The sequence below is a fragment of the Streptomyces sp. NPDC001515 genome (assembly GCF_053597115.1).
The window spans coordinates 97,959-122,519 of sequence record NZ_JBSFHN010000019.1 but is presented as its reverse complement, the minus strand read 5'-3'; the positions used below and the strand labels follow the sequence as shown (position 1 = coordinate 122,519).

Annotated in this window: 22 protein-coding genes and 1 riboswitch; of the genes, 5 read left to right on the top strand and 17 right to left on the bottom strand. The window is 74.7% G+C overall.

The features are described from left to right. Positions 1-26: 26 nt before the first annotated feature. Entirely contained in the window at positions 27-1,295 is a 1,269-nt protein-coding gene (locus ACWCXC_RS21205) for an alpha/beta hydrolase (RefSeq protein WP_450890197.1), read from the top strand. Between the two features lie 73 nt (positions 1,296-1,368). Here ACWCXC_RS21205 and ACWCXC_RS21200 read toward each other — a convergent pair whose 3' ends face one another. The 6 genes from ACWCXC_RS21200 to ACWCXC_RS21175 form a co-directional block, all read right to left on the bottom strand. After that, positions 1,369-1,800: an aggregation-promoting factor C-terminal-like domain-containing protein gene (locus ACWCXC_RS21200; RefSeq protein ID WP_450685844.1), complete on the bottom strand. Its 432-nt coding sequence runs from the start codon at positions 1,798-1,800 to the stop codon at positions 1,369-1,371. 305 nt (positions 1,801-2,105) lie between these two features. Continuing rightward, entirely contained in the window at positions 2,106-2,924 is an 819-nt protein-coding gene (locus ACWCXC_RS21195) for an ECF transporter S component (protein ID WP_450685843.1), read from the bottom strand. Continuing rightward, positions 2,921-4,642, bottom strand: coding sequence for an ABC transporter ATP-binding protein (locus ACWCXC_RS21190; protein ID WP_450890196.1), 1,722 nt, complete (start codon positions 4,640-4,642; stop codon positions 2,921-2,923). The genes ACWCXC_RS21195 and ACWCXC_RS21190 overlap by 4 nt, the downstream gene beginning before the upstream one ends. Continuing rightward, positions 4,639-5,811 (bottom strand): energy-coupling factor transporter transmembrane component T, encoded by a 1,173-nt coding sequence (locus tag ACWCXC_RS21185; RefSeq protein WP_450685263.1) that lies wholly within the window; start codon positions 5,809-5,811, stop codon positions 4,639-4,641. The genes ACWCXC_RS21190 and ACWCXC_RS21185 overlap by 4 nt, the downstream gene beginning before the upstream one ends. Next, complete coding sequence (locus ACWCXC_RS21180) at positions 5,808-6,494, bottom strand: SCO2322 family protein (protein WP_450685264.1); 687 nt, start codon at positions 6,492-6,494, stop codon at positions 5,808-5,810. Before ACWCXC_RS21180 ends, ACWCXC_RS21185 begins: the two co-directional genes overlap by 4 nt. Beyond that, positions 6,491-7,747, bottom strand: coding sequence for a prenyltransferase/squalene oxidase repeat-containing protein (locus tag ACWCXC_RS21175; protein WP_450685265.1), 1,257 nt, complete (start codon positions 7,745-7,747; stop codon positions 6,491-6,493). The genes ACWCXC_RS21180 and ACWCXC_RS21175 overlap by 4 nt, the downstream gene beginning before the upstream one ends. A 128-nt stretch (positions 7,748-7,875) precedes the next feature. Next, positions 7,876-7,969, bottom strand: a riboswitch (cobalamin riboswitch). Between the two features lie 379 nt (positions 7,970-8,348). On the opposite strand from ACWCXC_RS21175, the gene ACWCXC_RS21170 reads away from it, so the two are divergent. Then, entirely contained in the window at positions 8,349-9,374 is a 1,026-nt protein-coding gene (locus ACWCXC_RS21170; RefSeq protein WP_450685266.1) for an NlpC/P60 family protein, read from the top strand. Positions 9,375-9,444: 70 nt separating this feature from the next. Here the strand turns inward: ACWCXC_RS21170 and ACWCXC_RS21165 are convergent, their stop codons facing one another. Next, positions 9,445-10,485, bottom strand: coding sequence for an MBL fold metallo-hydrolase (locus ACWCXC_RS21165; protein WP_450890195.1), 1,041 nt, complete (start codon positions 10,483-10,485; stop codon positions 9,445-9,447). A 280-nt stretch (positions 10,486-10,765) separates the two neighbouring features. On the opposite strand from ACWCXC_RS21165, the gene ACWCXC_RS21160 reads away from it, so the two are divergent. Together ACWCXC_RS21160 and ACWCXC_RS21155 are read left to right on the top strand one after the other, a co-directional pair. Beyond that, complete coding sequence (locus tag ACWCXC_RS21160; RefSeq protein ID WP_450685268.1) at positions 10,766-12,229, top strand: aldehyde dehydrogenase; 1,464 nt, start codon at positions 10,766-10,768, stop codon at positions 12,227-12,229. Then, positions 12,229-12,462, top strand: a complete 234-nt coding sequence (locus ACWCXC_RS21155) for a ferredoxin (RefSeq protein WP_450685269.1) — start codon at positions 12,229-12,231, stop codon at positions 12,460-12,462. Before ACWCXC_RS21160 ends, ACWCXC_RS21155 begins: the two co-directional genes overlap by 1 nt. A gap of 21 nt (positions 12,463-12,483) precedes the next feature. On the opposite strand, the gene ACWCXC_RS21150 is transcribed toward ACWCXC_RS21155, so the two are convergent. The 3 genes from ACWCXC_RS21150 to ACWCXC_RS21140 are packed head-to-tail and all read right to left on the bottom strand — an operon-like array spanning position 12,484 to position 16,282. After that, complete coding sequence (locus ACWCXC_RS21150) at positions 12,484-13,386, bottom strand: LysR family transcriptional regulator (RefSeq protein ID WP_450685270.1); 903 nt, start codon at positions 13,384-13,386, stop codon at positions 12,484-12,486. Positions 13,387-13,431: 45 nt separating this feature from the next. Further along, positions 13,432-15,432, bottom strand: a complete 2,001-nt coding sequence (locus ACWCXC_RS21145) for a helix-turn-helix domain-containing protein (protein ID WP_450890194.1) — start codon at positions 15,430-15,432, stop codon at positions 13,432-13,434. A gap of 31 nt (positions 15,433-15,463) precedes the next feature. Next, on the bottom strand, positions 15,464-16,282 hold the full coding sequence (locus ACWCXC_RS21140; RefSeq protein ID WP_450890193.1) for a 3-hydroxybutyrate dehydrogenase: 819 nt from the start codon (positions 16,280-16,282) through the stop codon (positions 15,464-15,466). A 261-nt stretch (positions 16,283-16,543) separates the two neighbouring features. Between ACWCXC_RS21140 and ACWCXC_RS21135 the strand changes: the two genes are divergently transcribed. Next, the gene (locus ACWCXC_RS21135; RefSeq protein WP_450890192.1) at positions 16,544-18,025 is read left to right on the top strand and encodes an extracellular catalytic domain type 1 short-chain-length polyhydroxyalkanoate depolymerase; all 1,482 of its coding nucleotides are present in this window, start codon (positions 16,544-16,546) and stop codon (positions 18,023-18,025) included. Positions 18,026-18,084: 59 nt separating this feature from the next. Here the strand turns inward: ACWCXC_RS21135 and ACWCXC_RS21130 are convergent, their stop codons facing one another. The 7 genes from ACWCXC_RS21130 to ACWCXC_RS21100 form a co-directional block, all read right to left on the bottom strand. Continuing rightward, complete coding sequence (locus ACWCXC_RS21130; protein ID WP_450685274.1) at positions 18,085-18,969, bottom strand: alpha/beta fold hydrolase; 885 nt, start codon at positions 18,967-18,969, stop codon at positions 18,085-18,087. Continuing rightward, the gene (locus ACWCXC_RS21125) at positions 18,966-20,075 is read right to left on the bottom strand and encodes a branched-chain amino acid ABC transporter permease (RefSeq protein ID WP_450685275.1); all 1,110 of its coding nucleotides are present in this window, start codon (positions 20,073-20,075) and stop codon (positions 18,966-18,968) included. The genes ACWCXC_RS21130 and ACWCXC_RS21125 overlap by 4 nt, the downstream gene beginning before the upstream one ends. After that, positions 20,072-20,959: a branched-chain amino acid ABC transporter permease gene (locus ACWCXC_RS21120; RefSeq protein WP_450685276.1), complete on the bottom strand. Its 888-nt coding sequence runs from the start codon at positions 20,957-20,959 to the stop codon at positions 20,072-20,074. Before ACWCXC_RS21120 ends, ACWCXC_RS21125 begins: the two co-directional genes overlap by 4 nt. Further along, complete coding sequence (locus tag ACWCXC_RS21115; protein ID WP_450890191.1) at positions 20,959-21,699, bottom strand: ABC transporter ATP-binding protein; 741 nt, start codon at positions 21,697-21,699, stop codon at positions 20,959-20,961. Before ACWCXC_RS21115 ends, ACWCXC_RS21120 begins: the two co-directional genes overlap by 1 nt. Further along, a complete protein-coding gene (locus tag ACWCXC_RS21110) occupies positions 21,696-22,478 on the bottom strand; it encodes an ABC transporter ATP-binding protein (protein ID WP_450890221.1) in 783 nt (260 codons plus the stop codon). Before ACWCXC_RS21110 ends, ACWCXC_RS21115 begins: the two co-directional genes overlap by 4 nt. 12 nt (positions 22,479-22,490) lie before the next feature. Next, positions 22,491-23,729 (bottom strand): substrate-binding domain-containing protein, encoded by a 1,239-nt coding sequence (locus ACWCXC_RS21105; protein ID WP_450890190.1) that lies wholly within the window; start codon positions 23,727-23,729, stop codon positions 22,491-22,493. Positions 23,730-23,862: 133 nt separating this feature from the next. Next, positions 23,863-24,474 (bottom strand): TetR family transcriptional regulator, encoded by a 612-nt coding sequence (locus ACWCXC_RS21100; protein WP_450685287.1) that lies wholly within the window; start codon positions 24,472-24,474, stop codon positions 23,863-23,865. Positions 24,475-24,561: the final 87 nt, after the last annotated feature.

The window sequence follows — 24,561 nt, the reverse complement described above, 5'->3', positions numbered from 1 at the left end:
CCGGGGCCCCGCATACCGTCGTGGCCATGGAGAACGACACGGTCAACCCAGCCCCGACGCACCGCACCCGACGCCTCGTCGCCGCCGCCGCGGCCGTGGTCCTCGTCGCCCTGGGAACCCTTCCCGCCACCGCCGCGGACGCCCGGCCGGCCCCCGCGCGCCACACCGGGGAACACACCGCCGCCCGGGGCGCCCTGCTCGCGGTCACCCCCGTCGCCGCCCACGACCGGGCCGGGGTCACGGACTTCCTCGCCTCGGCGGGCATGGACACGGGCACCGTCCGCCACGGCGTGCGCGGCTACCGCCTCACCTACCGCACGGTCACCCCGCAGGGCGCCCCCACCACCGCCACCGGACTGCTGGTGCTCCCGACCGGCGGCCCGCACCGCCTGGACCTCGTCGCCGACACCCACGGCACGATGGTCCACCGCGACTACGCGCCCTCCGTCGGCGAGGACTTCGGACGCTACGCCCCCTATCTGCACGCCTCCGCCGGACGCGCGGTGGCCGCCCCGGACTACCTGGGCCTGGGCAGGGGCCCCGGGCCCCACCCGTACATGGACACCGCCTCGTCCGTCAGCGCCTCGCTCGACATGCTGCGCGCCGCCCGCACCGCCGCCGCGCGGCTGGGCAGACCGCTGACCGGCGACGTGTACGCGAGCGGATTCTCGCAGGGCGGGCAGGTCGCCATGGCGCTCGGCCGGGCGCTGGCCGAGGGCGCCGACCGGCGGTTCACGCTGAAGGCCCTGGCACCCGTCTCCGGTCCCTACGCCATCGAGGACGCCGAAATGCCCGCGCTCTTCGACGGGCGGGTCAACGACACCAGCGGCATCTTCTACCTGACGTACTTCCTCACCGCGCAGAACCGGCTCCACCCGCTCTACCGGGACCCGGCAGAGGCGTTCCGCGAGCCGTACGCCCGGGTCGTGGAGGAGCTGTTCGACACCCACCACACCGAGGAGGAGATCTTCCCGTCGCTCCCCGCCACGGTGAAGGAGCTGCTCACCGACCGCTTCTACGAGAAGGTCCAGCACCCGACGGGCGCGCTGCTGGCGGCGGTCCGGGCGCAGGACGGCACCTGCGCCTGGAAGCCCCGGGTGCCGGTGCGGCTGTACACCTCGTCCGGCGACACCGATGTGCCGATCGCCAACGCCCGCGACTGCGCCGCCGATCTGGCCCGGCGCGGCGTGCGGGCCCCGGTCGTCGACCAGGGCGACACCGACCACAACGGCACCTATCTGGCCTCCGGCCCGCAGATCGTGCGCTGGTTCGACGCGCTGGGGGCGCGCCGCTGACCCCGGGAACGCCGAGGCCCCCGACCGCGTCGCGGTCGGGGGCCTCGGATTCACCGGTCGGTGCCGGGCCGGATCAGTACCAGCTGTTGGCCTGCCAGAACGACCAGGCGCCGCACGGGCTGCCGTAGCGGGAGTTCATGTAGTCCATGCCCCACTTGATCTGGGTGGCCGGGTTGGTCTGCCAGTCGGAGCCGGCGGAGGCCATCTTCGAACCCGGCAGCGCCTGGACCAGGCCGTAGGCGCCGGAGGAGGCGTTGGTGGCGGTGGGGTTCCAGCCGCTCTCGTGGCTGACGATGTTGCTGAAGCACTGGAACTGGGCCTCGTCACCGATCATCTGCCGGGCCGTGTCCTGCGCGCTGCCGGAGGACGCGGACGTCGGCGCGGCGGCGGGGGTGGCCGCCATGGCCGGGGTGACGCCCAGCGCCACACCGGAGGCTCCCATGAGGAGAGCGGCGCCGGCGACGGCGGACTTGCGACGGGCGAGGATGTTGCGGGCGAACGACACAGGGAACCTAACGTCGGGTACGGGGGAGTCGCGTGCTCCGGTCCGGATCCTGCGTGAACCAGTGCTCGTTGACCGCGTTTCGTGTCCGGTGGACGCTGCGGTGCTCGGCGACGTGTCCAGTCTTAGCGGCGGCTTTCCACCGCCGCAACGACCCCCGGTACGACCCCGCCTCGCACCCCGGTCCGAAGGTCCCGAACCACCCCAAAGTGCTCTATAGCAGGTCACAGCTGGGGTAAGTGGGGTGTACGGCCCCGTACCGGGACCCCTAAGCGGCTTCGTACAGGACCAAGGTCCTGTGGGTGCCCTCACTCCCCGGACGGCCCGAATGTGACCTGGGCCTCGAAGGCGGCGCGGCGGGTGGCCCGGCGCAGCGCCTTCAGCAGCGCGGCGCCGACGGTCAGCGTCAGCACCACGGTGAGCACCGCGCGGCCCAGGTCCCAGCCGAGCGAGGTGGCCGCGCAGTACGCCAGAAAACGGGCCAGGTTCTCGCCCAGCGGGTCACCGGCCCGGAAGGAGACTCCCGAGCCGAGCCCCGGCACGATCGTCCAGCCGTACAGATTCATGACCGTGCCGTACGCGAACGAGGCCGCCGCCCCGTAGACCGCCAGCATCAGCAGCTCGGCCCGGCCGCGCAGCCGCTCCGGCCCCGGCAGCAGTCCGGCGCCCATCGTGAACCAGCCCATGGACAGCATCTGGAACGGCATCCACGGCCCGACCCCGCCGGTCAGCAGCGCGGAGGCGAACATCGTCACCGCCCCGAGCACGAAGCCGAACCCCGGCCCCAGCACCCGCCCGCTCAGCACCATCAGGAAGAACATCGGCTCCAGACCGGCGGTCCCGGCCCCCAGCGGACGCAGCGCGGCCCCGACCGCCGCCAGCACCCCCAGCATCGCCACGGCCTTCGCGTCCAGACCGGAGTCCGCGATCATCGCGACCACCACCCCGACCAGCAGCGGCAGCAGCGCGGCGAACAGCCACGGAGCGTCCTCGGAGTGCGCGAGCCCCGAATCCGGCCCGGCCAGCAGCGGCCAGCCGAAGGCCGCCACCCCGATCAGGCTGATCAGCACCAGCGCGGCCACCGCGCGCGGCCCGAGCCGCACCGGCCGCGTCCTTCGCCCGCTCACGCCGCACCGCCCAGCGCCGCGCGCACCTGCGCCACCGTGAGCCACCGCTGCGGTGCCAGCACCTTCGCGATCTGCGGGGCGAACGCCGGCGAGGCCACCACGACCTCGGCCGTCGGCCCGTCCGCGACGACCTCCCCGTCGGCCAGGATCACCACCCGGTGCGCCAGCTCGGCGGCCAGCTCCACGTCATGGGTCGCCAGCACGATCGCGTGCCCCTCGGCCGCCAGCCCGCGCAGGACCCCCACCAGCCGGGACTTCGCGGCGTAGTCGAGACCCCGGGTCGGCTCGTCCAGCAACAGCAGCGGCGGCCGGGCGGTGAGCACCAGGGCCAGGGCCAGGGCGAGCCGCTGCCCCTCGGACAGATCACGGGGATGGGTGGCGTCCGCCACGTCCGGCAGCAGCCGGGAGACCAGGGCCCGGCAGCTGCCGGGCTCGGCGCCCGCGTCCGCGTCCGCCGCCGCGCACTCGGCGGCGACCGTGTCCGCGTACAGCAGATCGCGCGGCTCCTGCGGGACGAGACCGACCCGGCGCACCATCTCGGGCGGCGGGGTGCGGTGCGGGGCGAGGCCCCCCACCAGCACGGTGCCGGACGTCGGGGCGACCATGCCGACCAGGGCCGAGAGCAGGGTGGACTTGCCCGCGCCGTTGCGCCCCATCAGGGCCACGGTCTCGCCGGGGGCCACATCGAGCGTCACCCCGCGCAGCGCCTCGATCCGGCCGCGCCGCACCGCCAGCCGCTCCACCCGGGCGAGCGCCCCGCCGGTCTCCCGGGGCGCGGGCGCGCCGGCCGCCCCCCGGCCCAGCAGCCGGGCCAGGGCCGAGCGCCGGGGCGCGGGGCGCGGCGGGGGCGGGGCGGGGGCACCGGCCGGCGCGGCGGGCGCACCGGCCGGGCCCGGTTCGCTGCCCGCCAGCCGCTCGCGCAGTCCGGCGGCCCGCCGCCGGGCGTCCCGGACCGACAGCGGCAGCGGCTCCCAGCCGGCCGCCCGGCCCAGCGCCACCACCGGCGGATGCACCGGGGAGAGGGCCATCACCTCGGCGGGCGCGCCCGTCACCGGGGCGGCGCCCGGCGAGGGCAGCAGGACGACCTGGTCCGCGTACTGCACCACGCGCTCCAGCCGGTGCTCCGCCATCAGGACCGTCGTGCCCAGATCGTGGACCAGCCGTTGCAGCACCGCCAGGACCTCCTCGGCCGCCGCCGGGTCCAGCGCCGAGGTCGGCTCGTCCAGCACCAGGACCCGGGGGTGCGGGGTGAGCACGGAACCGATGGCGACGCGCTGCCGCTGGCCGCCGGAGAGGGTGGCGATCGGCCGGTCGCGCAGGTCCGCGAGCCCCAGCAGGTCGAGGGTCTCCTCCACCCGCCGCCGCATCACGTCCGGGGCCAGGCCCAGCGACTCCATCCCGTACGCCAGCTCGTCCTCGACCGTGTCCGTCACGAAGTGCGCGAGCGGGTCCTGGCCCACGGTGCCGACCAGATCGGCCAGCTCCCGGGGCTTGTGGGTCCGGGTGTCGCGCCCGTCCACGGTGACCCGGCCGGTCAGCCGGCCGCCGGTGAAGTGCGGGACGAGCCCCGACACCGCGCCCAGCAGCGTCGACTTGCCGACCCCGGACGGCCCGACCAGGAGCACCAGCTCGCCCTCGGGCACGGTCAGGTCGATCCCCGACAGGGTGGGCCGCTCGGCCCCCTCGTACCGCACCGAAACATCGTCGAACCGGATCACAGCGGCACCTCGGAACGTGTGGGGGAGGGCGGGACGGGCGCCACGAACGCCGGCACCAGGCCGATCAGCACGGCGGCGGCCGGCCACAGCGGCAGCACGGGGGCGGTGAGCGGGACGACACCGGGGCGCAGCGCCGCCGGATCGGCTCCGGCGGCCCAGATCATCGCCACCGCGACCGCCGCGCCGGACCCCGCGACGAGCCAGGCCCGCACCCCCCAGCGGTCGGGCCGGTAGCGGGTGCGCACCGACCGCGCCCCGCCCAGCCGCAGCCCGGCCACGGCGGCGAGCAGCCCGGCGGCCAGCAGCGGGGTCCCGTACCCCGCGCCCTCGGCGGCGAGCAGTCCGTAGGTGCCCGCGCACACCCCGAGCAGCCCGCCCAGGGTGAGGACGTTCGTGGTGTGACGGACGGCGGCGGGGACCCGGGCGGTGCGGCCGTAGCCGCGGGCGTCCATCGAGGCCGCCACCGCGACCGAACGCTCCAGCGCGCCCTCCAGCACCGGCAGCCCGATCTGGAGGACGGCCCGCACCCCGCCGGTCGGCCGGCCGCGCAGCCGCCGGGCGGTGCGCAGCCGCACGACGTCGGCCACCAGGTTCGGCGCGAAGGTCATCGCGACGACGACCGCGACCCCCGCCTCGTACAGCGCGCCGGGCAGCGACTTCAGCAGCCGGGCCGGGTTGGCGAGGGAGTTCGCCGCGCCGACGCAGATCAGCAGTGCGGCCAGCTTCGCCCCGTCGTACAGCGCGAACACCAGTTGCTCGGTGGTGACCCGGCCGCCGATCCGGACGCCCTTCGCCCAGCCCGGCAGCGGTACCTCGGGCAGCGTGAACACGGTGTGCGTGCCCGGGATCGGGGAGCCGAGGAAGACCGAGAACAGCAGCCGCACCCCGATCACGAAGAGCCCGATCCGGATGAACGCCCCGTACGACCGGGCCCACGGGGCGTCCGTGCGGCGCGCGGCCACGACATAGCCGGCCACGCCGACCAGCAGCCCGAGCAGCAGCGGATTCGTCGTCCGGGACGAGGCGGTGGCCAGACCCAGCGCCCACAGCCACCAGGCCCCGGCCGGCAGCGCGTTGCTCCGGGTCGCGGCGGGCGCCCGCCAGGCCGGCGGCCGCACCGGGGGCGCGTCCGGCCCGGCGACGGGGGCGCCGGTCGTCCGCCCGGTCATCCGCGGCGGCGGCGGGCCTGGGCGACGGCGGCGATGCCGAGGAGCAGGACGGCGCCGATCCCGACGAGCACCCCGGCGGAGGGGCCGCCGGAGTCGCCGCCGCCCGCGGAGGCGTCCGCGGTGGCGGGCTTCGGGGCGGGGGCGGACTCCTCGCCGGTGTCCCCGCTGCCGGAGACCTGCTCGCCGCAGCCCGAGGCCGGGTATCCGGTGATCGCGCAGAGCAGGGCGTCGCCGTTGTAGCGCAGTGGCTTGGCGACCGAGGCGAGGGCCTCGGCGGCGCTCGCGTCCCCGGGCACCCGGGCGCACGCGGTGCGCGGGGCGGGCGGGGTCTCCCCGGAGGGGGCGTCGGCGGCGGTGCCGGGGTCGATGACGAGGGCGATGCGCTTGGTGCCGTCCTTGGCCGGCGTGTCCGCGCAGATCGCCGCGAAGTCGGGGGCGTGACGGGGGGTGGCCGCGTCCTGCGAGTCGGCGCTCACGGCGAACCGGAAGCCCTGCACCGAGCCGTCCTCCGGGCGCGTCAGCGAGGGCCCCTGGGTGGCGTACGTCCACGTGGTGCCGGAGCTCTCCCAGAACGACCAGTAGCGGTACCCGGCGGCCTGGGCCGTGCCCGGGGCGAGCACGGCCAGGACGGCGCCCAGGACCACCAGGAGCGCGGTGGTCCGTGCGGCGCGGCGGCCGCTCACAGCTGCTGGTTCTTGCGGCGGCCGCTGATCAGGAAGCCGGCGCCGGCGCCGACCGCGAGCCCGATCCCGACGAACCACCAGACGCCGCCGATGCCGTCGCCGTCGCCGCTGTCCTTCTTCTCCTCGTCCTTGGAGGCGGAGGCGTCGGGCCGCTTGACGGCGGCGGGCTCGGGGCCGGTCGCGTTCAGCTGGGCGACGAGGTCGGCGCCGCCGAAGTCGTGCACGTCGGAGCCGGTGGCGTGGGCGGCCATGACGAGCTGGGCGTAGGCGGCCGGACCGTTCTCCTTCGCCCAGGCGGCCGAGTTGGCCTTCAGCCACTTCAGGGCGGGCTTCGCCTTGTCCTTGTGGCCGGAGGCGGAGAGCGCGACGACCGCGTCGGCCGTGTTGCCGTAGTCGGGCCGCGGGGCGCTGTCCTCGGCGCCGGGCATCGGCGGGGCGTCGAGGTGACCGGTCTTCGCGAGCGCTCCGGCCAGATAGAAGGCGCCGTTCTGCGCGGCCTGCTCGGGCTCGGTCACGGCGCCGGCCGTGCAGGTGGGGTCCTTCACCGCGGCGTTGTTGCCGACGACGAGCCCCTTGCCGAGGGAGCCGAGCACCGCGGCGGCGGTGGCGTCGCCGTTGGCGGCGAGCTTGCCGGCCTTGTCGGGCTGGTAGGCGAACGCGCCGCCGTCCTTGCCGCCGCACGGGACGGCCAGGGCCAGCAGGGCGTCGTACGGAGTCTTCCCGCCGTGCGTCGTCACATCGCCGAGCTTCTCCCCGGCGCGGGAGAGGGCGCCGATCACGATCGAGGTCGAGTTCGCGTCACTGGGACTGCCGGCCGTGTAGCCCCAGCCGCCGTCCTCGTTCTGCACCGACTTCAGCCAGGAGGCGCCGTGGTGCACCGCGTCCTCGTGCCCGCGCACCTCGTGCAGCGCCTGCACGGCGGCGGCCGTGGCGTTGGTGTCGATGGGCGTCTTGGCGTCGCAGGGCACGGAGGTGTCCGGCCGGTACGCCGGGAAGGCGCCGCTGTCGCACTGCTGGCCGAGCAGCCAGTCGACGGCCTTCTCGGCGGGCGTGACGCCCACGGCCCGCTGGGAGACGAAGGCCAGGGACTGCCGCCAGACGCCGTCGTACGTCGGGTCCTTGGTGCCGTAGAGACCCGAGGGCAGCGCGGCGGAGGGCGAGGGGGACGGCGCGGCGACGGCGGCCGGGGCCCCGGCCACGCAGAGCACGGCGGCGGTGGCGGCGAGCGCGGCCGCGCTGCGGCGAACGGTCATGGCGGGCGGGACCTCTCCTGGAGGAACCGGGCACGGGCGCACTCGGGCACCGGGCTCCGGCTCCGTATACCTCGACGGTGCCGGCCACCGGGGGTTCCCGACGGCACGAGCCGGTCACGACACGGACAGGGCATTCCGACTCCCGCCCCGGGGGGCGGTCACGGCTGCGGGTCAGCGCCGGATTCGCACCGGCTTCCCCCTGAACGGGCATGATGACGACCGGGCCACTCTACCGGGCGGGCGCCGGGGCCCCGGCGGGCGGAGGCGTGACGGTGGCCACGCGCGCGGGGCGCGTACGGGCCGGAGAGGGGCCGCCGGGCGCCCGCGCGCCAACGCCCCGTTCGGGGACGGACCGTCAGTCCGCCGCTACGCGCCGTGCGGTGGGTGCGGATTCCATGACCGTTCCGGAGAGTTTTTGCCGCTGGGGGTTTGAAGTCATCACAGGAAGGTCACTATGGTCAGGCTTCGAACCTTCGCACGATTGATCACCCACCCGGGGTGGCGCGAAGACCCGCCGAGTCCGTGGTGTGCACGGAGCCGGGGACACGTCCCCCTTCGAGCGTTCCCGGCAGGCGGCCGGAGGAAGAAGGAGCTCGCCTTCGTGGCGTCCCACCGTCGTCCCAAGCAGCCGAGCCGCGCTCGTGTGACCGTGCTCACCGCCACTGCCGCCGCCGCGGTGGCCCTGACCTCCCAGGCCGCCCACGCCGACCCCAAGCCCACCAAGGGCGAGGTCAAGGCGAAGGTCGACAAGCTGTACCACGAGGCCGAGGAGGCCACGGAGCAGTACAGCCTCGCCAAGGAGAAGCAGGACAAGCTCCAGAAGCAGATCGACGCCATCCAGGACAAGGTGGCGCGCGGGCAGCAGGAGCTGAACGGGATGCGCGCCGGGCTCGGCATGCTGGCCGCCGCGCAGTACCGCTCCGGCGGGCTCGACCCCTCCGTGCAGCTCTTCCTCTCCTCCGACCCGGACAGCTTCCTCGACCAGGCGTCCGCCCTGGACCGGCTGACGGCCAAGCAGGCCCAGTCGCTGACGGAGATCCAGGAGAAGCAGCGGGCCCTCGCGCAGGAGCGCAAGGAGGCCCAGGACAAGCTGAGCAACCTCGCCCAGGTCCGCAAGACCCTCGGCGAGAAGAAGAAGAAGCAGCAGAGCAAGCTCGCCGCCGCCCGCCAGCTGCTCAACACCCTCACCCAGGCCGAGCGCGACCAGTTGCGCGCGGACGACCAGCGCGCCAGCCGCGACGCCGGCGAGCGGGTCCAGCTGGGCAACGAGGCCCCCGCCTCCGGGCTCGGCGCCGCCGCCCTCCAGGCCGCCACGAGCCGGATCGGCATGCCGTACGCCCCCGGCCAGGCCGGCCCCGGCTCCTTCGACTGCTCGGGCCTGACCATGTGGGCCTACGCCCAGGCCGGTGCCAACATCACCCGCACCACGTACACCCAGATCAACCAGGGCACCCGGATCGGCCAGAGCCAGCTCAAGCCCGGCGACCTGGTCTTCTTCAACGGCAACTCGCACGTGGGCCTCTACGCGGGCAACGGCACCGTGCTCCACGCCCCGTACTCCGGCGCCTATGTGCGCTACGAGTCCATGAGCACCATCGGCAGCTTCTACGGCGCCGTGCGCATCTGAGCCGGACCGCGACGCGAACGGCCGTGGGCCCACCGGACCTCCCGGCGGGCCCACGGCCGTTCGCGCGCCGTCACACCGCCACGTACGCCACCGGCTCGCCGCCCGCCACCGCCTCCGCGCGCCCCAGCTTCACCAGCCGGCGCAGATGCGCCTCGGCCTCGGAGACCGCGATGTTCCGCGAGCCGTAGGGGATCTGCTCCCAGGGGCGGTTCCACTCCATGCGCTCGGCCAGCTGCCACGGGGTGAGCGGTTCGGCGAGCAGGGCGAGCAGCCCGGTCAGCCGCTCCTCGTGGTGGCCGAGCAGTTCGCGTACGCGTCCGGCCGCGTCCGTGAACGCGTACTGATGGGCCGGCAGCACCTCCGCCACCCCGAGCCGCCCGATCCGCTCCAGCGAGTCCAGGTAGTCGCCCAGCGGGTCCGTCTCCGTCGCGTCGTCCGGGTCCTCGTACAGGCCGACGTGCGGGCTGATCCCGGGCAGTAGATGGTCCCCGGAGAACAGCCGCCCCCGGCCCGGCAGTCCGGCCGGATGCTCCTCCTCCAGATGCAGGCAGACATGGCCCGGGGTGTGGCCGGGGGTCCAGACGGCGCGCAGGCTGCGGCCCGCCAGGTCGAGCAGTTCGCCCGGCACGATCTCCCGGTCCGGGACGGCGGCGGACAGCCCCGGCAGGGTGCGCATCCGGCCGCCCTGCTCGCGGGCCGCCAGCAGCGGGGCGACATGGTCCTCGGGGGCGCCCACGGCCGTGAGCTTCGCCGCGAGGTAGGCGAGCCAGGTGCCCGGTTCGGAGGCGCGGGTGCGGCGGACGATCGCGGTGTCCGCCGCGTGCATCGCGATCCAGGCGCCGGATGCCTCGCGGACCCGCCCGGACAGGCCGTGGTGGTCGGGGTGGTGGTGGGTGATGACCACCCCGTGGATGCCGGCGACGTCCGTGCCGAGCGAGGCGAGCCCCGCCGTGAGGGTGTCCCAGGCCGTCGGATCGTCCCAGCCGGTGTCGATCAGGACCGGGCCCCGGTCCGTGTCGAGGAGATGGACCAGGGTGTGCCCCAGTGGATTGTCCGGAATGGGGACCTTGATGCTGTGGACGCCGCCACCGTGGTTGATCACCTGCGTCATGACTCCCCATCTCGTCGAGGCCGCGGCGACGTGCGGAGTTCGGCCGCGGCGCACCGCGTCCACTGTAACGAGAACTTGTTTCAGTGGTAGCCCCGGTCGACCATTCGTTCCCGGGCCCGCCGTCACCGTCCGCCTTTCGCGGCCCGTTCTGCGGGTCCGGACGGGACTCGTCCCGCCCGTGGACTCCTGTAACTGGAACTGGTATCAGTTCTGACATGGAGTCAGATCAGGGGTGCGCGCCAGCAGGGCGCCCCAGGCCGCGGCGCGGGAGGCAGCAGCCATGAGCGAGCTTGTCGAACACGGAAAACTGTTCATCGGCGGGGAGTTCGTCGATCCGCTCGGACGGGACGTCATCGAGGTCGTCTCCCCGCACACCGAGCAGGTCATCGGCCGGGTGCCGCACGCCTCCGAGGGCGATGTGGACCGGGCCGTCGCCGCCGCCAGGCACTCCTTCGACCACGGCCCCTGGTCCCGGACGACGCTCGACGAGCGGATCGCCGTCGTGACCCGGATCAAGGACGCCTTCGCCGTGCGGTACGAGGAGATCGCCCGGGTCATCAGCTCGGAGAACGGCACCCCGTACACCTCCGGCGTCATGGTCCAGGCCCTGGCCGCCATGATGGTCTGGGACGCCGCCCTCACCGTCGCCCGCGCCTTCCCGTACGAGGAGCGCCGCGACGGGGCGCTCGGGCCGCTGCTGGTGCGCCGGGAGCCCGTCGGCGTGGTCGCGGCCGTCGTGCCCTGGAACGTGCCCCAGTTCACCGCCGCCGCCAAGCTCGCCCCCGCCCTGCTCGCCGGCTGCTCGGCGATCCTGAAGGTGTCGCCCGAATCGCCGCTCGACGCCTACATCCTGGCCGAGATCGCCGCCGGGGCCGGGCTGCCCGACGGGGTGCTGTCGATCCTGCCCGCCGACCGCGAGGTCAGCGAATACCTCGTCGCCCACCCCGGCGTCGACAAGGTCTCCTTCACCGGGTCCGTCGCCGCCGGCCGGCGCGTCATGGAGGTCGCCTCGCGCAACCTCACCCGCGTCACCCTGGAACTCGGCGGCAAGTCCGCCGCCGTGATCCTCCCCGACGCCGATCTGGACGCCGCCGTCGCCGGGATCGTGCCCTTCGCCTGGATGATCAACGGCCAGGCGTGCGTGGCCCAGACCCGCATCCTCGTCCCCCGCTCCCGCTACGAGGAGACCGCCGAGGCCTTCGCCGCGGCGGCCGGCGCGCTGAAGATCGGCGACCCGCTCGACCCCGCCACCGAACTCGGTCCGCTCGTCGCCCGCCGCCAGCAGCAGCGCTCCCTCGACTACATCCGGATCGGCCAGGAGGAGGGCGCCAAGATCCTCACCGGCGGCGGCCGCCCGGCCTCCCAGGAACGCGGCTGGTACGTCGAGCCGACGCTCTTCGGCGACGTCGACAACGCCATGCGCATCGCCCGCGAGGAGATCTTCGGCCCCGTCATCTGCCTGCTGCCGTACGGCGACGAGGACGACGCCGTGAGGATCGCCAACGACTCCGACTACGGGCTCAGCGGCAGCGTCTGGACCGCCGACACCGAGCACGGCATCGACATCGCCCGCCGGGTCAGGACGGGCACGTACAGCGTGAACACCTTCAGCCTCGACATGCTCGGCCCGTTCGGCGGCTACAAGAACTCCGGTCTGGGCCGGGAGTTCGGGCCCGAGGGATACGGGGAGTACTTCGAGCACAAGATGATCCATCTGCCCGCCGGCTACGGGAGCGCCTCCTGATGGGCGACCGCTGGAGCGTCGAGGTCGACCGGGGCGTCTGCATCGGCTCCGGCATGTGCGTCAACCACGCCCCGGACGGGTTCCGGCTGGACACCGCGCGCCAGTCGCACCCCGTCGACCCCGAGACCGACGCCAACGAAGGGGTGCTGGCCGCCGCCGAGGGCTGCCCGGTCGAGGCGATCACCCTCACCCTGGCCGAATCCGGCGAGGTGGTCTTCCCGCCCGAGGACTGACGGAGGGCGGCCGGGCCCGGTTCACCCGGCCCCGGCCGCCTCCGCCGCCCGCTGCTCCTCGACCGCCTCGGCCAGCGCCCGGACCAGCGGCGGCACCCGGTCCGTCCGCCAGACCAGGCCCCACCGGACGGGCGGGGCGTCGTGCAGCGACAGATAGACGATGCCGTCGAGGGGGTGGTAGCGCCGCCCCTCGTCCGGGACCGTGCACACCGCGTCGCCCGTCGCCACCAGCGCCAGCACCTCGTAGAACGTGGTCACCTCCGGGCCCCTGGGCACCGGGCGCCCGGACGGGGTGCGCTCGGGCAGCACGGCCGCCTCCCAGTACGCCGGAACGCCGGTGCCGACGCGCGGCACCGGGTACTCGGCCAGCACCTCCAGGCTCACCGACTCCCGCCCGGCCAGCGGATGGTGCGCGGCCACCATCAGCCGGAGCGGTTCCTCGCGCAGCAGCGCCCCGACCGTCAGATCCGGTTCGCGCACCGGGAGCCAGGTGGTGGCCACATCGACCTCGCCCGCCCGCAGGGCCGTGAACGGATCGCTGAAGAACACCTCGCGGAACCGGAGTTCGGCGGAGGGATACCGGGCGCGGAAACGGTTCAGCGCAGGCACCAGCTCATGCGTCTGCGCCCCCATCACCCCCAGTGTCAGCGTCCCCACCGACGCCCGGGCGAAGGCCGTCGCCTCCGTGACCGCGTCCTGGATCCCGTCGTACGCCGGACGCAGCCGCCGCTGGAGCAGCTCACCGACCGGGGTGAGCCGCACCTGCCGGCTGGTGCGCTCGAAGAGCCGGGCGCCGATGAGCCGCTCCTGCTTCTTGATCGCCTGGCTCACCCGGGCCGTGCTCACGTGCAGCCGCTCGGCACTGCGGCCGAAGTGCAGCTCCCGGGCTACCGTCAGGAAGATCTCGATGTCCCGGAGCTCCATCCGGCCCCGCCCCCGTCGTCCACCACCGTCTGGTCCGAGCGGATTCTAGGGGGTGCCCGGAACGTCCCGTCCCGACCGGTCACGGCCGGCCCCCGACAACAGGTGCAGCCGCAGCGCCAGCTGGAGCTCCAGCGCCCGGTCCGGCTCGTTCCAGTCGCGGCCCAGCAGCACCTGGATCCGGTCCAGCCGCTGGACCACCGTGTTCACGTGCACATGCAGTTCGTCCTTGGCCCGGATCAGGCTGCCCCCCGCGCCGAAGTACGCGCCCAGGGTCCGCACCAGATGCGTGCCGCGCTGCGCGTCGTACTCCAGCAGCGGACCCAGCGTCGCCGCCACGAAACCCGCCACGTCCTGCCCGTTGCCCAGCACGACCCCCAGGAAGCCCAGCTCCTCCACGCACGCGCCCTCGCCCGTACGCCCCAGCACCCGCATCGCCCGCAGACAGCGCGCCGCCTCCCCGTACGCCGCCGCCAGCTCCCGCACGCCGCGCGCCGGACCCGCCGCCGCCACGGTCACCGGGCCCTGCGCCAGCTGGCCGAGCTGCGCCGCCGCCGCGCGGGCCGCCGGGCCCGCGACCGCCGCCCCGCCCTCGATCAGCAGCACCACCGTCCCGGCGTGCTCGGCGCTCACCCCCCGGATGTCGGAGCCGAAGAGATAGCGCAACGCCGCCGGGGCCAGCCGCTCCCGCGCCCCGGCCTCCGCCACCAGCAGCAGATGCGGGCGGTCCAGATCGACGCCCAGGCGCCGGCCCCGCTCGGCCAGCCCCGCCGGATCGCGGTCCGGATCGGTGAGGAGGTCCGCGATCAGCTCGCCCCGTATCCGGTTCTCCGTCTCGGCCACCGTCCGCCGCAGCAGCAACAGCAGCCCCGTGACCACCGCCGAGCGTTCGAACAGCCGGCGGTCGGAGTCGTCCAGCCGCCGCCCCCGGTGCAGCACCAGGCCGGCCAGCAGCTCCTGCCCCGCCAGAACCGCGCAGACCACCCGTCCCTCGCGGTGCACGGCCCGCGCTCCGGTGCGCGACTCCTCGGCCGCCTCCGCCAGCCAGCCCGCGTCCATGCTGTCGGCCGCGAAGTCCGTCCCGTCCGGGCGCACCGCCGCCAGCGGCCGGCCCGCCGGATCGTGGATGGTCAGCGGGGAGTCCAGCAGCCCGGCGACGGCCGTCGCCACGTCCTTCACGTCCCGGCCGCGCAGCACCAGATCGGTCAGCCGGTCGTGCGACTCCTCGGCCCGCCGCATCGCCGCCGAATGCGCCCGCACCGAGGCGTTGGCCTCGGCCAGCTCCGCGTTGGCCTCCGCGAGACCGGCCAGCGCGGCCGTGGTGTCGGCCAGCGCGCGGGCCGTGTCGATGGCGATCGCGGCGTGCGCGGCCAGCGAGCACAGCAGCGCCACCTCGTCCGGGCCGAAGACCCGGGGCGCCCGGTCCGCCGCGAAGAGCACCCCGATCACCTTGCCGGCCCCGCCCCGGCTGGAGCCCAGCAGCAGCGGCACGCCCAGGATGGCGACCAGCCCCTCGTCCAGCACCCCGGCGTTGATGTTGCGGGTGTGGCGGAAGCGGTCGTCGGTGCGGTAGTCGGGGGTCGCGTACGGGCTCGCGGTCTGCGCCACCAGACCGCCGAGCCCCTCGCCCAGCTCCAGCCGCAGCCGCTGGAACAGCACCGAGACCGACCCGTCGGTCACCCGCATGTAGGTGTCCCCGGCCTCCTCGTCCGGGAGCGTGAGATACGCGGTGTCGGTGCCCAGCAGCATCCTGGCCCGCCGCACGATCGCCTTCAGCACGTCGTCCAGCTCCCGGGAGGCCGCCAGATCGCCCGCCGTCTCGAAGAGGGCGGTGAGCTGGAGCTCGCGGCGCCGGTGCTGGCGCAGCGCGCCCCGGATCCGCAGCGCCGTCGCCGTGGCCCGCTCCACCTCCGCCAGTTCACCGGCGGCCACCCCGTCCACGCGCGCCCGCGACACGACCGCCCCCAGCTCCTCGGCGGGGGCGTCGTCGGCCAGCAGGTCGAACAGGTGCCGCAGATGCGCGGCGGCGGAGGGGAGCGGTTCGGTCATGGTGTCCGGGGTCCTCGGGATGTCGTGCCGGTCAGTGGGCGGTCCAGCCGCCGTCCATCGAGAGGGAGGTGCCCGTGATGTGCCCGGTGCGCGGGCCGCACAGCCACAGGACGGCCTCGGCGACGTCCGCGGGCTCGATCAGCTTCTTCACCGCGCTGCGCTCCAGCATCACCCGCCCCACCACTTCCTCCTCGGAGATGCCGTGCGTCCGCGCCTGGTCGGCGATCTGGTCCTCGACCAGCGGGGTGCGGACATAGCCGGGGCAGACGCAGTTGCTCGTCACCCCGTGCTCCGCCGCCTCCAGCGCGACCACCTTGCTCAGCCCCTCCAACGCGTGCTTGGCCGTCACATAGGCCGATTTGTACGGGCTCGCGCGCAGCCCGTGCACCGACGAGATGTTGACCACGCGCCCCCAGCCGCGTTCGTACATGCCCGGCAGGGTCCGGCGCAAGATGCGGAACGGGGTCTCCACCATCACCCGCTGGATCAGCGCGAAGCGGTCCGGCGGGAAGGCGTGCACCGGGGCGACGTGCTGGAGCCCCGCGTTGTTGACCACCACGTCCGCGTCGGCGGGCAGCGTCTCGACCACGGAGGGGTCGGCCAGGTCCACCACCCAGGCGGTGCCCCCGATCTCCTCCGCCAGCCGCTCGGCGGCCCCGGCCGCCCGGTCCACCACGTGAACCCGGGCACCCGCCGCCGCCAGGGCCAGCGCGCAGGCCCGCCCGATCCCGCTCGCCGCCCCCGTCACCAGCGCGGTGCGCCCGTCGAGCAATCGGGCCGCGGGTGGGAGGGGAACGCCGTCCGGGGCGGGGGCGGCGGGGGCGTGACCGGGTCTGCGGGAAGTGTCCATGGCCGTCACCGTAGGTACGCGGCGGCCCCCGTCACACGGCGCCGGTGCACACACCCTCCCGGCCCGCCATGGTGCCGGCGTACATGGTGCGGCCGGACCGCGCGCCGCCCCGGCACCGCCCCCGCGCCGCGCAAGGGACCCGCCGCACACACCCGCCACCGCCCGGTGTCCGCCCGGCACATGGGCGCGGGAACGCCCCGCCCATAGGTTCCGGCAGCAGTCCGTTCTCTCCCCCCGCACGCACCGACCAGGGAGGCACTCGTGCGCCCACCGATCTTCGGACGTCTCGCCCGCCGCTTCGCGTCGGCGGCCGCCCTCGCCCTGCTCGCGGCGACGCTGAGCACCACGGCCGCCGCCCCGCCCGCCGCCGCTGCCGGCGGCCTCCAGCAGGTCACCGGCTTCGGCACCAACCCCGGCAACCTCCAGATGTACGCCTACACGCCCGCCGGCCTCCCCGCGAACGCGCCCCTCGTCGTCGCCCTGCACGGCTGCGCCCAGTCCGCCGACGCGTACTACAGCCACTCCGGCTGGCGCGAGCTGGCCGACGCCTGGGGCTTCGCCGTCGTCTTCCCGCAGACCACCTCCGCCAACAACGCGCTCTCCTGCTTCGGCTGGTTCGATCCGGCCGAGTCCACCCGGGGCCGGGGCGAGGCCGCGTCCGTCGTGCAGATGGTCGGCCACGCCGAGCAGACCTACGGCTCCGACGCCCGCCGGGTCTACGTCACCGGGCTCTCGGCCGGCGGCGGCATGGCCGCCGATCTGCTCGCCGCCTACCCGGACGTCTTCGCCGGCGGTTCCGTCGCCTCCGGACTGCCCGCCCAGTGCGCCACCAGCCAGGCCGCCGCGTCCGGCTGCCAGACGGGCCCGCAGAAGCTCAGCCCCGCACAGTGGGGCGACAAGGTCCGCGCGTCCTACCCCGGATACTCCGGCCCCTGGCCCCGCGTGGCCATCTGGCAGGGCACCTCGGACTACACGGTCTACCCGGCCAACGCCACGGCCCTGCGCGACCAGTGGACCGACGTCTGGGGCATCGGCCAGACGCCCTCGTCCACCGACACCCTGCCGGGCGGCACCACCCGCACCGAGTACGACGACGCCTCCGGCCGGCCGGCCGTGCAGCTGTACTCCGTCGCCGGCATGGGCCACGGACTGCCCGTCGACCCGGGCACCGGCGCCCAGCAGTGCGGCTCGACCGCCGCGTACTTCCTCGACACGATCTGCTCGTCGTACTACACGGGCGTCTTCTGGGGCCTGGACGGCGGTACCGGACCCGGGGACGGCGGCGGCGACCCGCTGCCGGCACCGGCCGCCCCGACCGTCACCGGCATCACCGAGACCACCGTGTCCCTGTCCTGGAACGCCGTCGCCGGCGCCGCCTCGTACGCCGTCTACCGCGACGGCGCGAAGGTCGCCTCGCCCACCGCCACCACGTACACGGACACCGGTCTCACCGCCGGCACCGCCTACCGCTACACCGTCGCCGCGCTCGACTCCGCCGGCGCGGCCGGGACCCGGTCGGCGCAGACCACCGCCACGACGACCGGCGGCGCCGCCCCCGCCACCTGCCACACCGCCACCAACTACGCGCACGTCGCCGCGGGCCGCGCCCGCACCAGCGGCGGCTATGTCTACGCCAACGGCTCCGGCCAGAACATGGGCCTGTACAACGTCTTCGTCACCCACACCCTCCGGGAGTCGCCCGCCGGGTACTTCGTGCTCGCGGACACCGGCTGCGCCGCCTGACGCGTACACGGGACCGGCCCGGCGGAACGATCGTCCGCCGGGCCGGTCCCGCGCTCCGCTCAGGCGCCCGCGTACGCCACCAGACGGTCCGCGATCTCCCGGGCGCCCCGCTCGCCCGTGAGGACCGTGTAGTGGTTGACGTCCGGGACCCCCACCGGCTCCACCCCGGTTCCCTCCAGACCGGCCGCGGCCAGCCGCTTCTCGTCGTACAACCCCTGCTCCTCGTCCATCAGCCCGCGCGCCGCCCACAGCAGCGTCGCCCCTGCGGGCAGCTTCCGGACCGCGGAGAGCACCTCCTCGTCGAAGAGGCCGACACCGTCGGCACGGATGGCCTCCAGCCGGCACGACGAGCGCAGCGCGGGCTCCGCACCGGTCAGATCGCGCTGGACATAGGCGTCCACCTCGTCCGACCAGGCGTCCGCGAACGCGGGATGCGCCTGCCAGAACGCCCGGTAGGCGCCCCGGTCCGGGAAGGTCATCGACAGCCGGTCCATGGCGGGGCCGATCACCGCCGTCAGCAGCTCGTCCGGGGCCAGATGCGTCGGCGCGGGGAACCCCACCCCGCCGTCGACCAGCAGCAGCGGGCCGAAGCGATCCGGATGGCGCACCGCCGCGAGCGCCGCCGTGAACGCCCCCATCGAGTGGCCCGCCAGCACCACCTTCCCGGAGCCCAGCGAGGCGGCCACGGCGGCGGCGTCGTCCGCGTGCGCGGCGATGCCGTACGGACCGGGCAGCCCGGCACTTTTCGCCCGGCCCCGCAGGTCCGGCGCGACCAGTGTGACCCGGCCGGCCAGCGCGCGGGCCACGGCGGCCCAGGAGAGGGCGTTGGCCGTGATGCCGTGCAGCGCCACCACCGACGGGGCGTCCGGGCGGTCGGCGGGCCACCGCAGCGCGGTCAGGGAGCCCCCGCGCACGGCGACTTCGGTCTCCTCGTACGGAATCACTGGTCTCCGGTCTCCTTCCGGTGCAGGGCGGCCCGCAGCCGGGACGGCAGCCGGGCCAGACCGCCGGGCAGCAGATGTACCACGGCCACGAACACGACGCCCAGCAGGAACAACGGCTGGGAGAGCGGCACCCGGAGCACCGCCGGCAGGTCCGCGACCGCGCCGGAACCGGCCAGATCACCGAGCCGGTGGTCCGCCCAGGTGTAGAGGATGCCGCCGACCATCGGCCCCCAGCGGGTCCCGGACCCGCCGAGGACCACCATCACCAGCAGCGAGAGCGTGAAGTCGGAGGTGGTCGTCTGCGGGGTCGAGCCGCCGGTCAGCAGCAGATGCACGAGGCCGCCGAGCGCGGCGAGCGCGCCCGCCAGGACGAAGGCCACGAGCTTGAAGCCGTACGGCCGCAGCCCCAGCACCTCCACCCGGCGCTCGTTCTCCTTGATGCCCTCCCAGACCCGGCCGGTGGGGGAGCGGACCGCCCAGTGCACGACGCCCAGGGTGAGGACGAGATAGGCGAGGGCGACCCAGTAGAGGTTCGCCGTGTGGTCGATGCCCACCAGCCAGGACGGCAGCAGATCGGCCGGGGCGGCCCGGCCCTCCTCGCCGCCGGTGACACCGCCGGGGTTGCGGGACACCAGGATCGAGCCCGCCTGGGCGAAGGCCAGCGTCACCATGGAGAAGCCGATCCCCGTGACGCGCAGGCTCACCGCGCCCAGCACCACCGCCAGCGCGGTCCCGAAGAGCAGACCGAGCACCGCGGCGAGCCCGAACGGCAGCCCGGCGTCCAGCAGGAACAGATTGGTGGCGTAGCTGCCCGCCGCGAAGTACAGGGCATGGCCGAACGAGAGCAGTCCGGTGCGCCCGAGCAGCAGGTCGTACCCGGTGGCCAGCGCCCCGAACAGCAGGCAGGTGGCCAGCAGTTGGAGGCTGCCCGCGCTGCCGAGCGGGCCGTCCAGCAGCCCCGGCACCGGCACGGCGCTGAACGGCGCGACGGCCAGCACCAGCAGGACGGCCGCCGGCCACCAGCGCAGCGCCCGGGGCGGGCCGGACGCCGGGACCGGGGCGGGCCCGGCGGCGGTGCGGTCGTGTGTCTCGGTGGCGGTGCTCACGCGAGCCTCCCCGTCAGTCCGCGCGGGCGGATCAGCAGCAGCGCGGCGAGCAGGACGACGACCGCCAGATCGCCGAGCCCCGCCGCGGTGTAGTAGTTGGCGAACTGCTGGACCAGGCCGATGACGACGGACGCCGCGGCGGCCCCGGTCACCGACCCCATGCCGCCGGTGACCACGACGACGAAGGCGAAGATCAGCAGCGAGGTGCCCTGCCGGGGATCGACCGAGCCGAAGTACAGCCCGCCGAGCGCCCCGCCGAGGGCCGCCGCGCATCCCCCGATCGCGAAGACCAGGGTGAAAGCCCGGCGTACGTCGATGCCGAGCGCGGTGACCATGGCCCGGTCCTCGACCCCGGCCCGGACGACCAGCCCGTGCCGGGTCCGGCCGAGGAAGAGCCGCAGCGCCACCAGGACCACCACGGCCGCCGCCACCAGCACCAGCCGGTTGACGGGCACCTGCGCGCCCAGCAGCCCGAAGGTGCCGGACAGCGCCTTGGGCCCGGGGAAGGTCCGGGCGTCCGACCCCCAGATGCCCGACAGCAGCGCGGGCACGGCGAGCCCCACCCCGACGGTGGCGAGCACCTGCTCGCGCGGCCGGGTGTAGAGCGGGCGGACCACGGCGAGTTCGAGCAGCACGGCGGCGGCGGTGCCCACCGCCGTGCCGAACAGCACCGCGAGCACGAAGCCGGCGCCGCCGGGGCCCGCGCCGGGCAGATTCCCGGAGGCGGCCCACCAGGTGCCGTACGCGCCGATGGAGAGCAGCGCCCCGTGCGCGAAGTTGAGGACGTCCATCAGGCCGAAGATCAGCGAGAGTCCGGACGCGATGAGGAAGTAGAGGGCTCCCAGACCGAGTCCGGTCATGGTGAGCAGGACGAGCGTGGACATCAGGAATCCGCCTCCGCGGTGGGTGTCAGCGGGCCGTGGCCCACGCCGAGCAGCCGGCGGGCCGCCTCCGCGTCGCCGAGCAGCTCGTCGGCCGGGCCCCGGTGGGCGGTCCGGCCGTCGGCCAGCACCACGCAGTGCCGGGCCAGCCGGCGGACCACGGCGAGGTTCTGCTCCACGAGCAGGACCGGCACCGCCTCGGCGGCCCGTTCCAGCACCTGGGCCACCTCGGTGACCACCTTCGGGGCGAGGCCCTTGGTGGGCTCGTCCGCGATGATCAGCCGGTTGGCGTTGAGCAGGGTCCGGCCGATGGCGACCATCTGCTGCTGGCCGCCCGACAGCGTGCCCGCCAACTGCCGCGCCCGTGCCTTGAGTTCCGGGAACAGCTCGTGGACCAGCGGATAGTCGGGCTCGCCCGCCCCGCGCCGTTCGGCCAGCCGCAGGTTCTCCGCCACGGTCAGCCCGGCGAAGATCCCCCGGTCCTCGGGGGCGTAGCCGATACCGCGCCGGACCAGGGCGTGCGTGGGCAGTCCCGCGGTCTCCTCGCCGTCGAACCGGACGCTGCCGGTGCGCGGGACGAGGCCGAGCACGCCCCGGACGGTGGTGGTCTTCCCGGCGCCGTTGCGGCCGAGCAGCGCGGTGACGCCGTGGGCGCGGACGCCCAGGTCGACGCCGTGCAGGATGTGCCGGCCGCCGATGAGGACCCGCAGGTCCCGTACGTCCAGCAGGGGGTGTTCCGTCACAGCCCCTCCCCGAGGTAGGCCCGCTGCACGGTCGCGTCGGCGGTGACGGCCTCCGGGGTGTCCAGGGCGAGCAGCCGGCCGTGGTGCATCACGGCGAGCCGGTCGGCGAGGCCGAGCAGGACGTCCATGTGGTGCTCGACCATCAGGACCGTGCGCCCCTCGTCCCGGTGCAGGGTGCGGATCAGTTCGGTGAGTGCGGGGACCTCCTCGGCGCTCACCCCGGCCATCGGCTCGTCGAGCAGCATCAGCCGGGGCTCGCCCACCAGCAGCACGGCCAGCTCCAGCTTCCGCTTCTCGCCGTGCGAGAGTTCGGCGGCGGTCGCGGCGGCCCGGTGGACCAGACCGGTGCGCTCCAGGACGCCCTCGACCTCGGCGGTGAAGCGATCGGCCCGCCGCCACAGGCGGTACGAGCCGCCCTTGGCGGCCTGCGCGGCCAGCCGGACGTGGTCGGCGACCGACATCGCGGGCCAGAGGCTGGAGGTCTGGAAGGTGCGCCCGAGGCCGCGGCGGGCGCGTTCGTGCGCGGGCCGGACCGTGAGGTCCGCGCCGTCCAGGGCGAGGGTCCCGGCGGTGGGCAGGGTGACCCCGCTGATCAGGTTGAACAGCGAGGTCTTGCCCGCCCCGTTGGGGCCGATGAAGGCGAGGAACTCGCCCTCGCGGACCTCGAAGGAGACGTCCTGGACGATGGTGGCGCCGCCGACGCTCCACCCGATTCCGTTCAGCCGGAGCACCGGGGCGGCGGCCCTCGCCGGACCGTCCCGGTGGTCCGGTGCGTGCAGTGCGGTCACCGGTCAGCCCGCCGAGGGCTTCACGGGCGGCGCGACGGCCTCCATCGGCTGGGTGCCGACCGGCTCCGGCTTGAGGGCGGCGCCCTCGCCGGTCAGCCGGGCCGTGAACATCGGCTGGAGGAGGGCGTGGTCCTCGGCCCGGACCTGGGTCTTCCCCTTGGCCCCGTCGAAGCTCCAGCCCTCCAGGGCCTTCACCATCGCGGCCGGGTCGGTGGCGCTGCCCTCGACGGCGCGCACGATCATCTGCGCGGCGGTGAAGCCGTCCGGGGTGAACAGGTCGGGTGTGCCGCCCGCCTTCGTCACCGCGTCGAGCATGGCCTTCTCCACCGGGTTGCCGCCGCCCGCGCCCGGGAAGTAGTGCGCCAGGAACGACACCTTGGAGCCCGCCGCCCCGAACACCGGGTAGGAGGCGGTGCCCGCGAGACCGGTGACGACCTTGCCGCCGCCGAGCACACCCTGCTGGTCCAGCGCGGTCCACAGCGCGGGCGCGGTGGAGCCGGCCCAGGCGACGAAGACGAGGTCGGGGCCGCCGGCCTTGACCTGGCGGGCGAACGGGGTGAGGTCCGTGGCGCTGGGCGGCGCGAGCACCGAGCCGACCTTCGCGCCCTTGGCGCCGAGCACCGCCTTGACGGCGGCCACGTTGGCCTGGCCGAAGGTGGAGTCCTGGGCGAGCACGGTGACCTTCTTGCCCTTCGCGTCGCCCAGCATCGTCCCGGCGGTCAGGATGTCCTGGTAGGACTGGCGGCCCGAGCGGAAGGTGTAGTCGTTGATGCCGGTCACCGCGTCGGTGGCCGCCGGGCCGCTGACGTAGAGGACCTTGTTCTGCGCGGCGAGCGGGGCCATCTGGAGGGCGACGCCGGAGTCGGTGGTGCCGGCCAGCACCTTGTAGCCCTTGCCGATCAGGTTCTTGGCGGCGGCGACGGCCTTGCCCGGGTCGCCCGCGTCGTCCTGCTCGGTGACCTCGATGCGGTGGCCGGCGACCTTGCCGGTGCCCTTGGTCGCGTAGTCCAGGCCCGCCATGAAGCCGTCGCGGTACTGCTTGCCGTAGTCCGCGAGCAGTCCGGTGCGGGAGTAGACCAGACCGACCTTGACGGAGGCGTCGTCGGCGGACTTCCCGGCGTCGGAGTCGCCCGCCTTGCCGGCGGCGGTGCAGCCGGTGAGCAGCAGTCCGGCTGCGGCCAGGACGGCGGCGGTACGGAGGTCCGTGCGGGGTCTGCGGGATCTGCTGGCTGTGCGGCGCATGATGACCGGCTCCTCGGCGTGTTCCTGTGATGTCGCCGAACCGTATGAACACCACGCCGCCGTCGATATGGTGCAGGGCACCCCACCTGGCCCCCGCCACGTGTGGGCGCCGCACATGGGCGGCGCCCGGGGATCAGCCGGCCGGCTCGGGCGCCGTCAGGTCGATCAGCCGGCAGACGGTCTCGATGTCGATCTTCACCTGGGCGATGGAGGCCCGGCCGGAGAGCCAGGTGATCAGTGCCGAGTGCCAGGTGTGCTCGATCACCCGGACGGCCGAGAGCTGCTCGGGCGTCGGACGGTCCAGTCCCATGGCGTCCAGGATGATCGCCGTGGTCAGCCGGGAGACGGTGTCCACCTCGGGGCTGACGCTGCGGTCCGCGAAGGTCAGCGCGCGCACCATGGCGTCCGCCAGATGCGGTTCGCGCTGCATCGCGCGGAAGGCCCGCATGAGGGTGTCGGCGACCCGGTCCGCCGCGTTGTCGCCGGTCGGGGGCCGTTTGCGCAGGGTGCCGTGCATGTGCTGGAGCTGGTCCTGCATGGTGGCGACCAGGAGGTGGACCTTGGAGGGGAAGTAGCGGTAGAGGGTGCCCAGCGCGACCCCGGCGGCCTCCGCGACCTCGCGCATCTGGACGGCCTCGAAGCCGCCCCGGCTGGCGAGCTGGGCGCTGGCGTGCAGGATGCGGCGGCGGCGGGCCTCCTGGCGTTCCGTCAGGGGCGGCGATGCCGGTCTGGCTTCCGCTGTCATGTGTTCCATCCCCGTGCTTCTCCCCGCGGCCGCGGGGCCCGGCGGCCGGTGCGGCGGCGCACAGCATGCCAGGGTGTGTGCCGTGGC

What these genes read in the sequence shown, in the direction of transcription:
- ACWCXC_RS21100 (WP_450685287.1), bottom strand. Translation starts at nt 24,474, where the DNA reads ATGACAGCGGAAGCCAGACCGGCATCGCCGCCCCTGACGGAACGCCAG.
- ACWCXC_RS21165 (WP_450890195.1), bottom strand. Translation starts at nt 10,485, where the DNA reads ATGACGCAGGTGATCAACCACGGTGGCGGCGTCCACAGCATCAAGGTC.
- ACWCXC_RS21160 (WP_450685268.1), top strand. Translation starts at nt 10,766, where the DNA reads ATGAGCGAGCTTGTCGAACACGGAAAACTGTTCATCGGCGGGGAGTTC.
- ACWCXC_RS21150 (WP_450685270.1), bottom strand. Translation starts at nt 13,386, where the DNA reads ATGGAGCTCCGGGACATCGAGATCTTCCTGACGGTAGCCCGGGAGCTG.
- ACWCXC_RS21205 (WP_450890197.1), top strand. Translation starts at nt 27, where the DNA reads ATGGAGAACGACACGGTCAACCCAGCCCCGACGCACCGCACCCGACGC.
- ACWCXC_RS21105 (WP_450890190.1), bottom strand. Translation starts at nt 23,729, where the DNA reads ATGCGCCGCACAGCCAGCAGATCCCGCAGACCCCGCACGGACCTCCGT.
- ACWCXC_RS21120 (WP_450685276.1), bottom strand. Translation starts at nt 20,959, where the DNA reads ATGTCCACGCTCGTCCTGCTCACCATGACCGGACTCGGTCTGGGAGCC.
- ACWCXC_RS21145 (WP_450890194.1), bottom strand. Translation starts at nt 15,432, where the DNA reads ATGACCGAACCGCTCCCCTCCGCCGCCGCGCATCTGCGGCACCTGTTC.
- ACWCXC_RS21140 (WP_450890193.1), bottom strand. Translation starts at nt 16,282, where the DNA reads ATGGACACTTCCCGCAGACCCGGTCACGCCCCCGCCGCCCCCGCCCCG.
- ACWCXC_RS21155 (WP_450685269.1), top strand. Translation starts at nt 12,229, where the DNA reads ATGGGCGACCGCTGGAGCGTCGAGGTCGACCGGGGCGTCTGCATCGGC.
- ACWCXC_RS21185 (WP_450685263.1), bottom strand. Translation starts at nt 5,811, where the DNA reads ATGACCGGGCGGACGACCGGCGCCCCCGTCGCCGGGCCGGACGCGCCC.
- ACWCXC_RS21175 (WP_450685265.1), bottom strand. Translation starts at nt 7,747, where the DNA reads ATGACCGTTCGCCGCAGCGCGGCCGCGCTCGCCGCCACCGCCGCCGTG.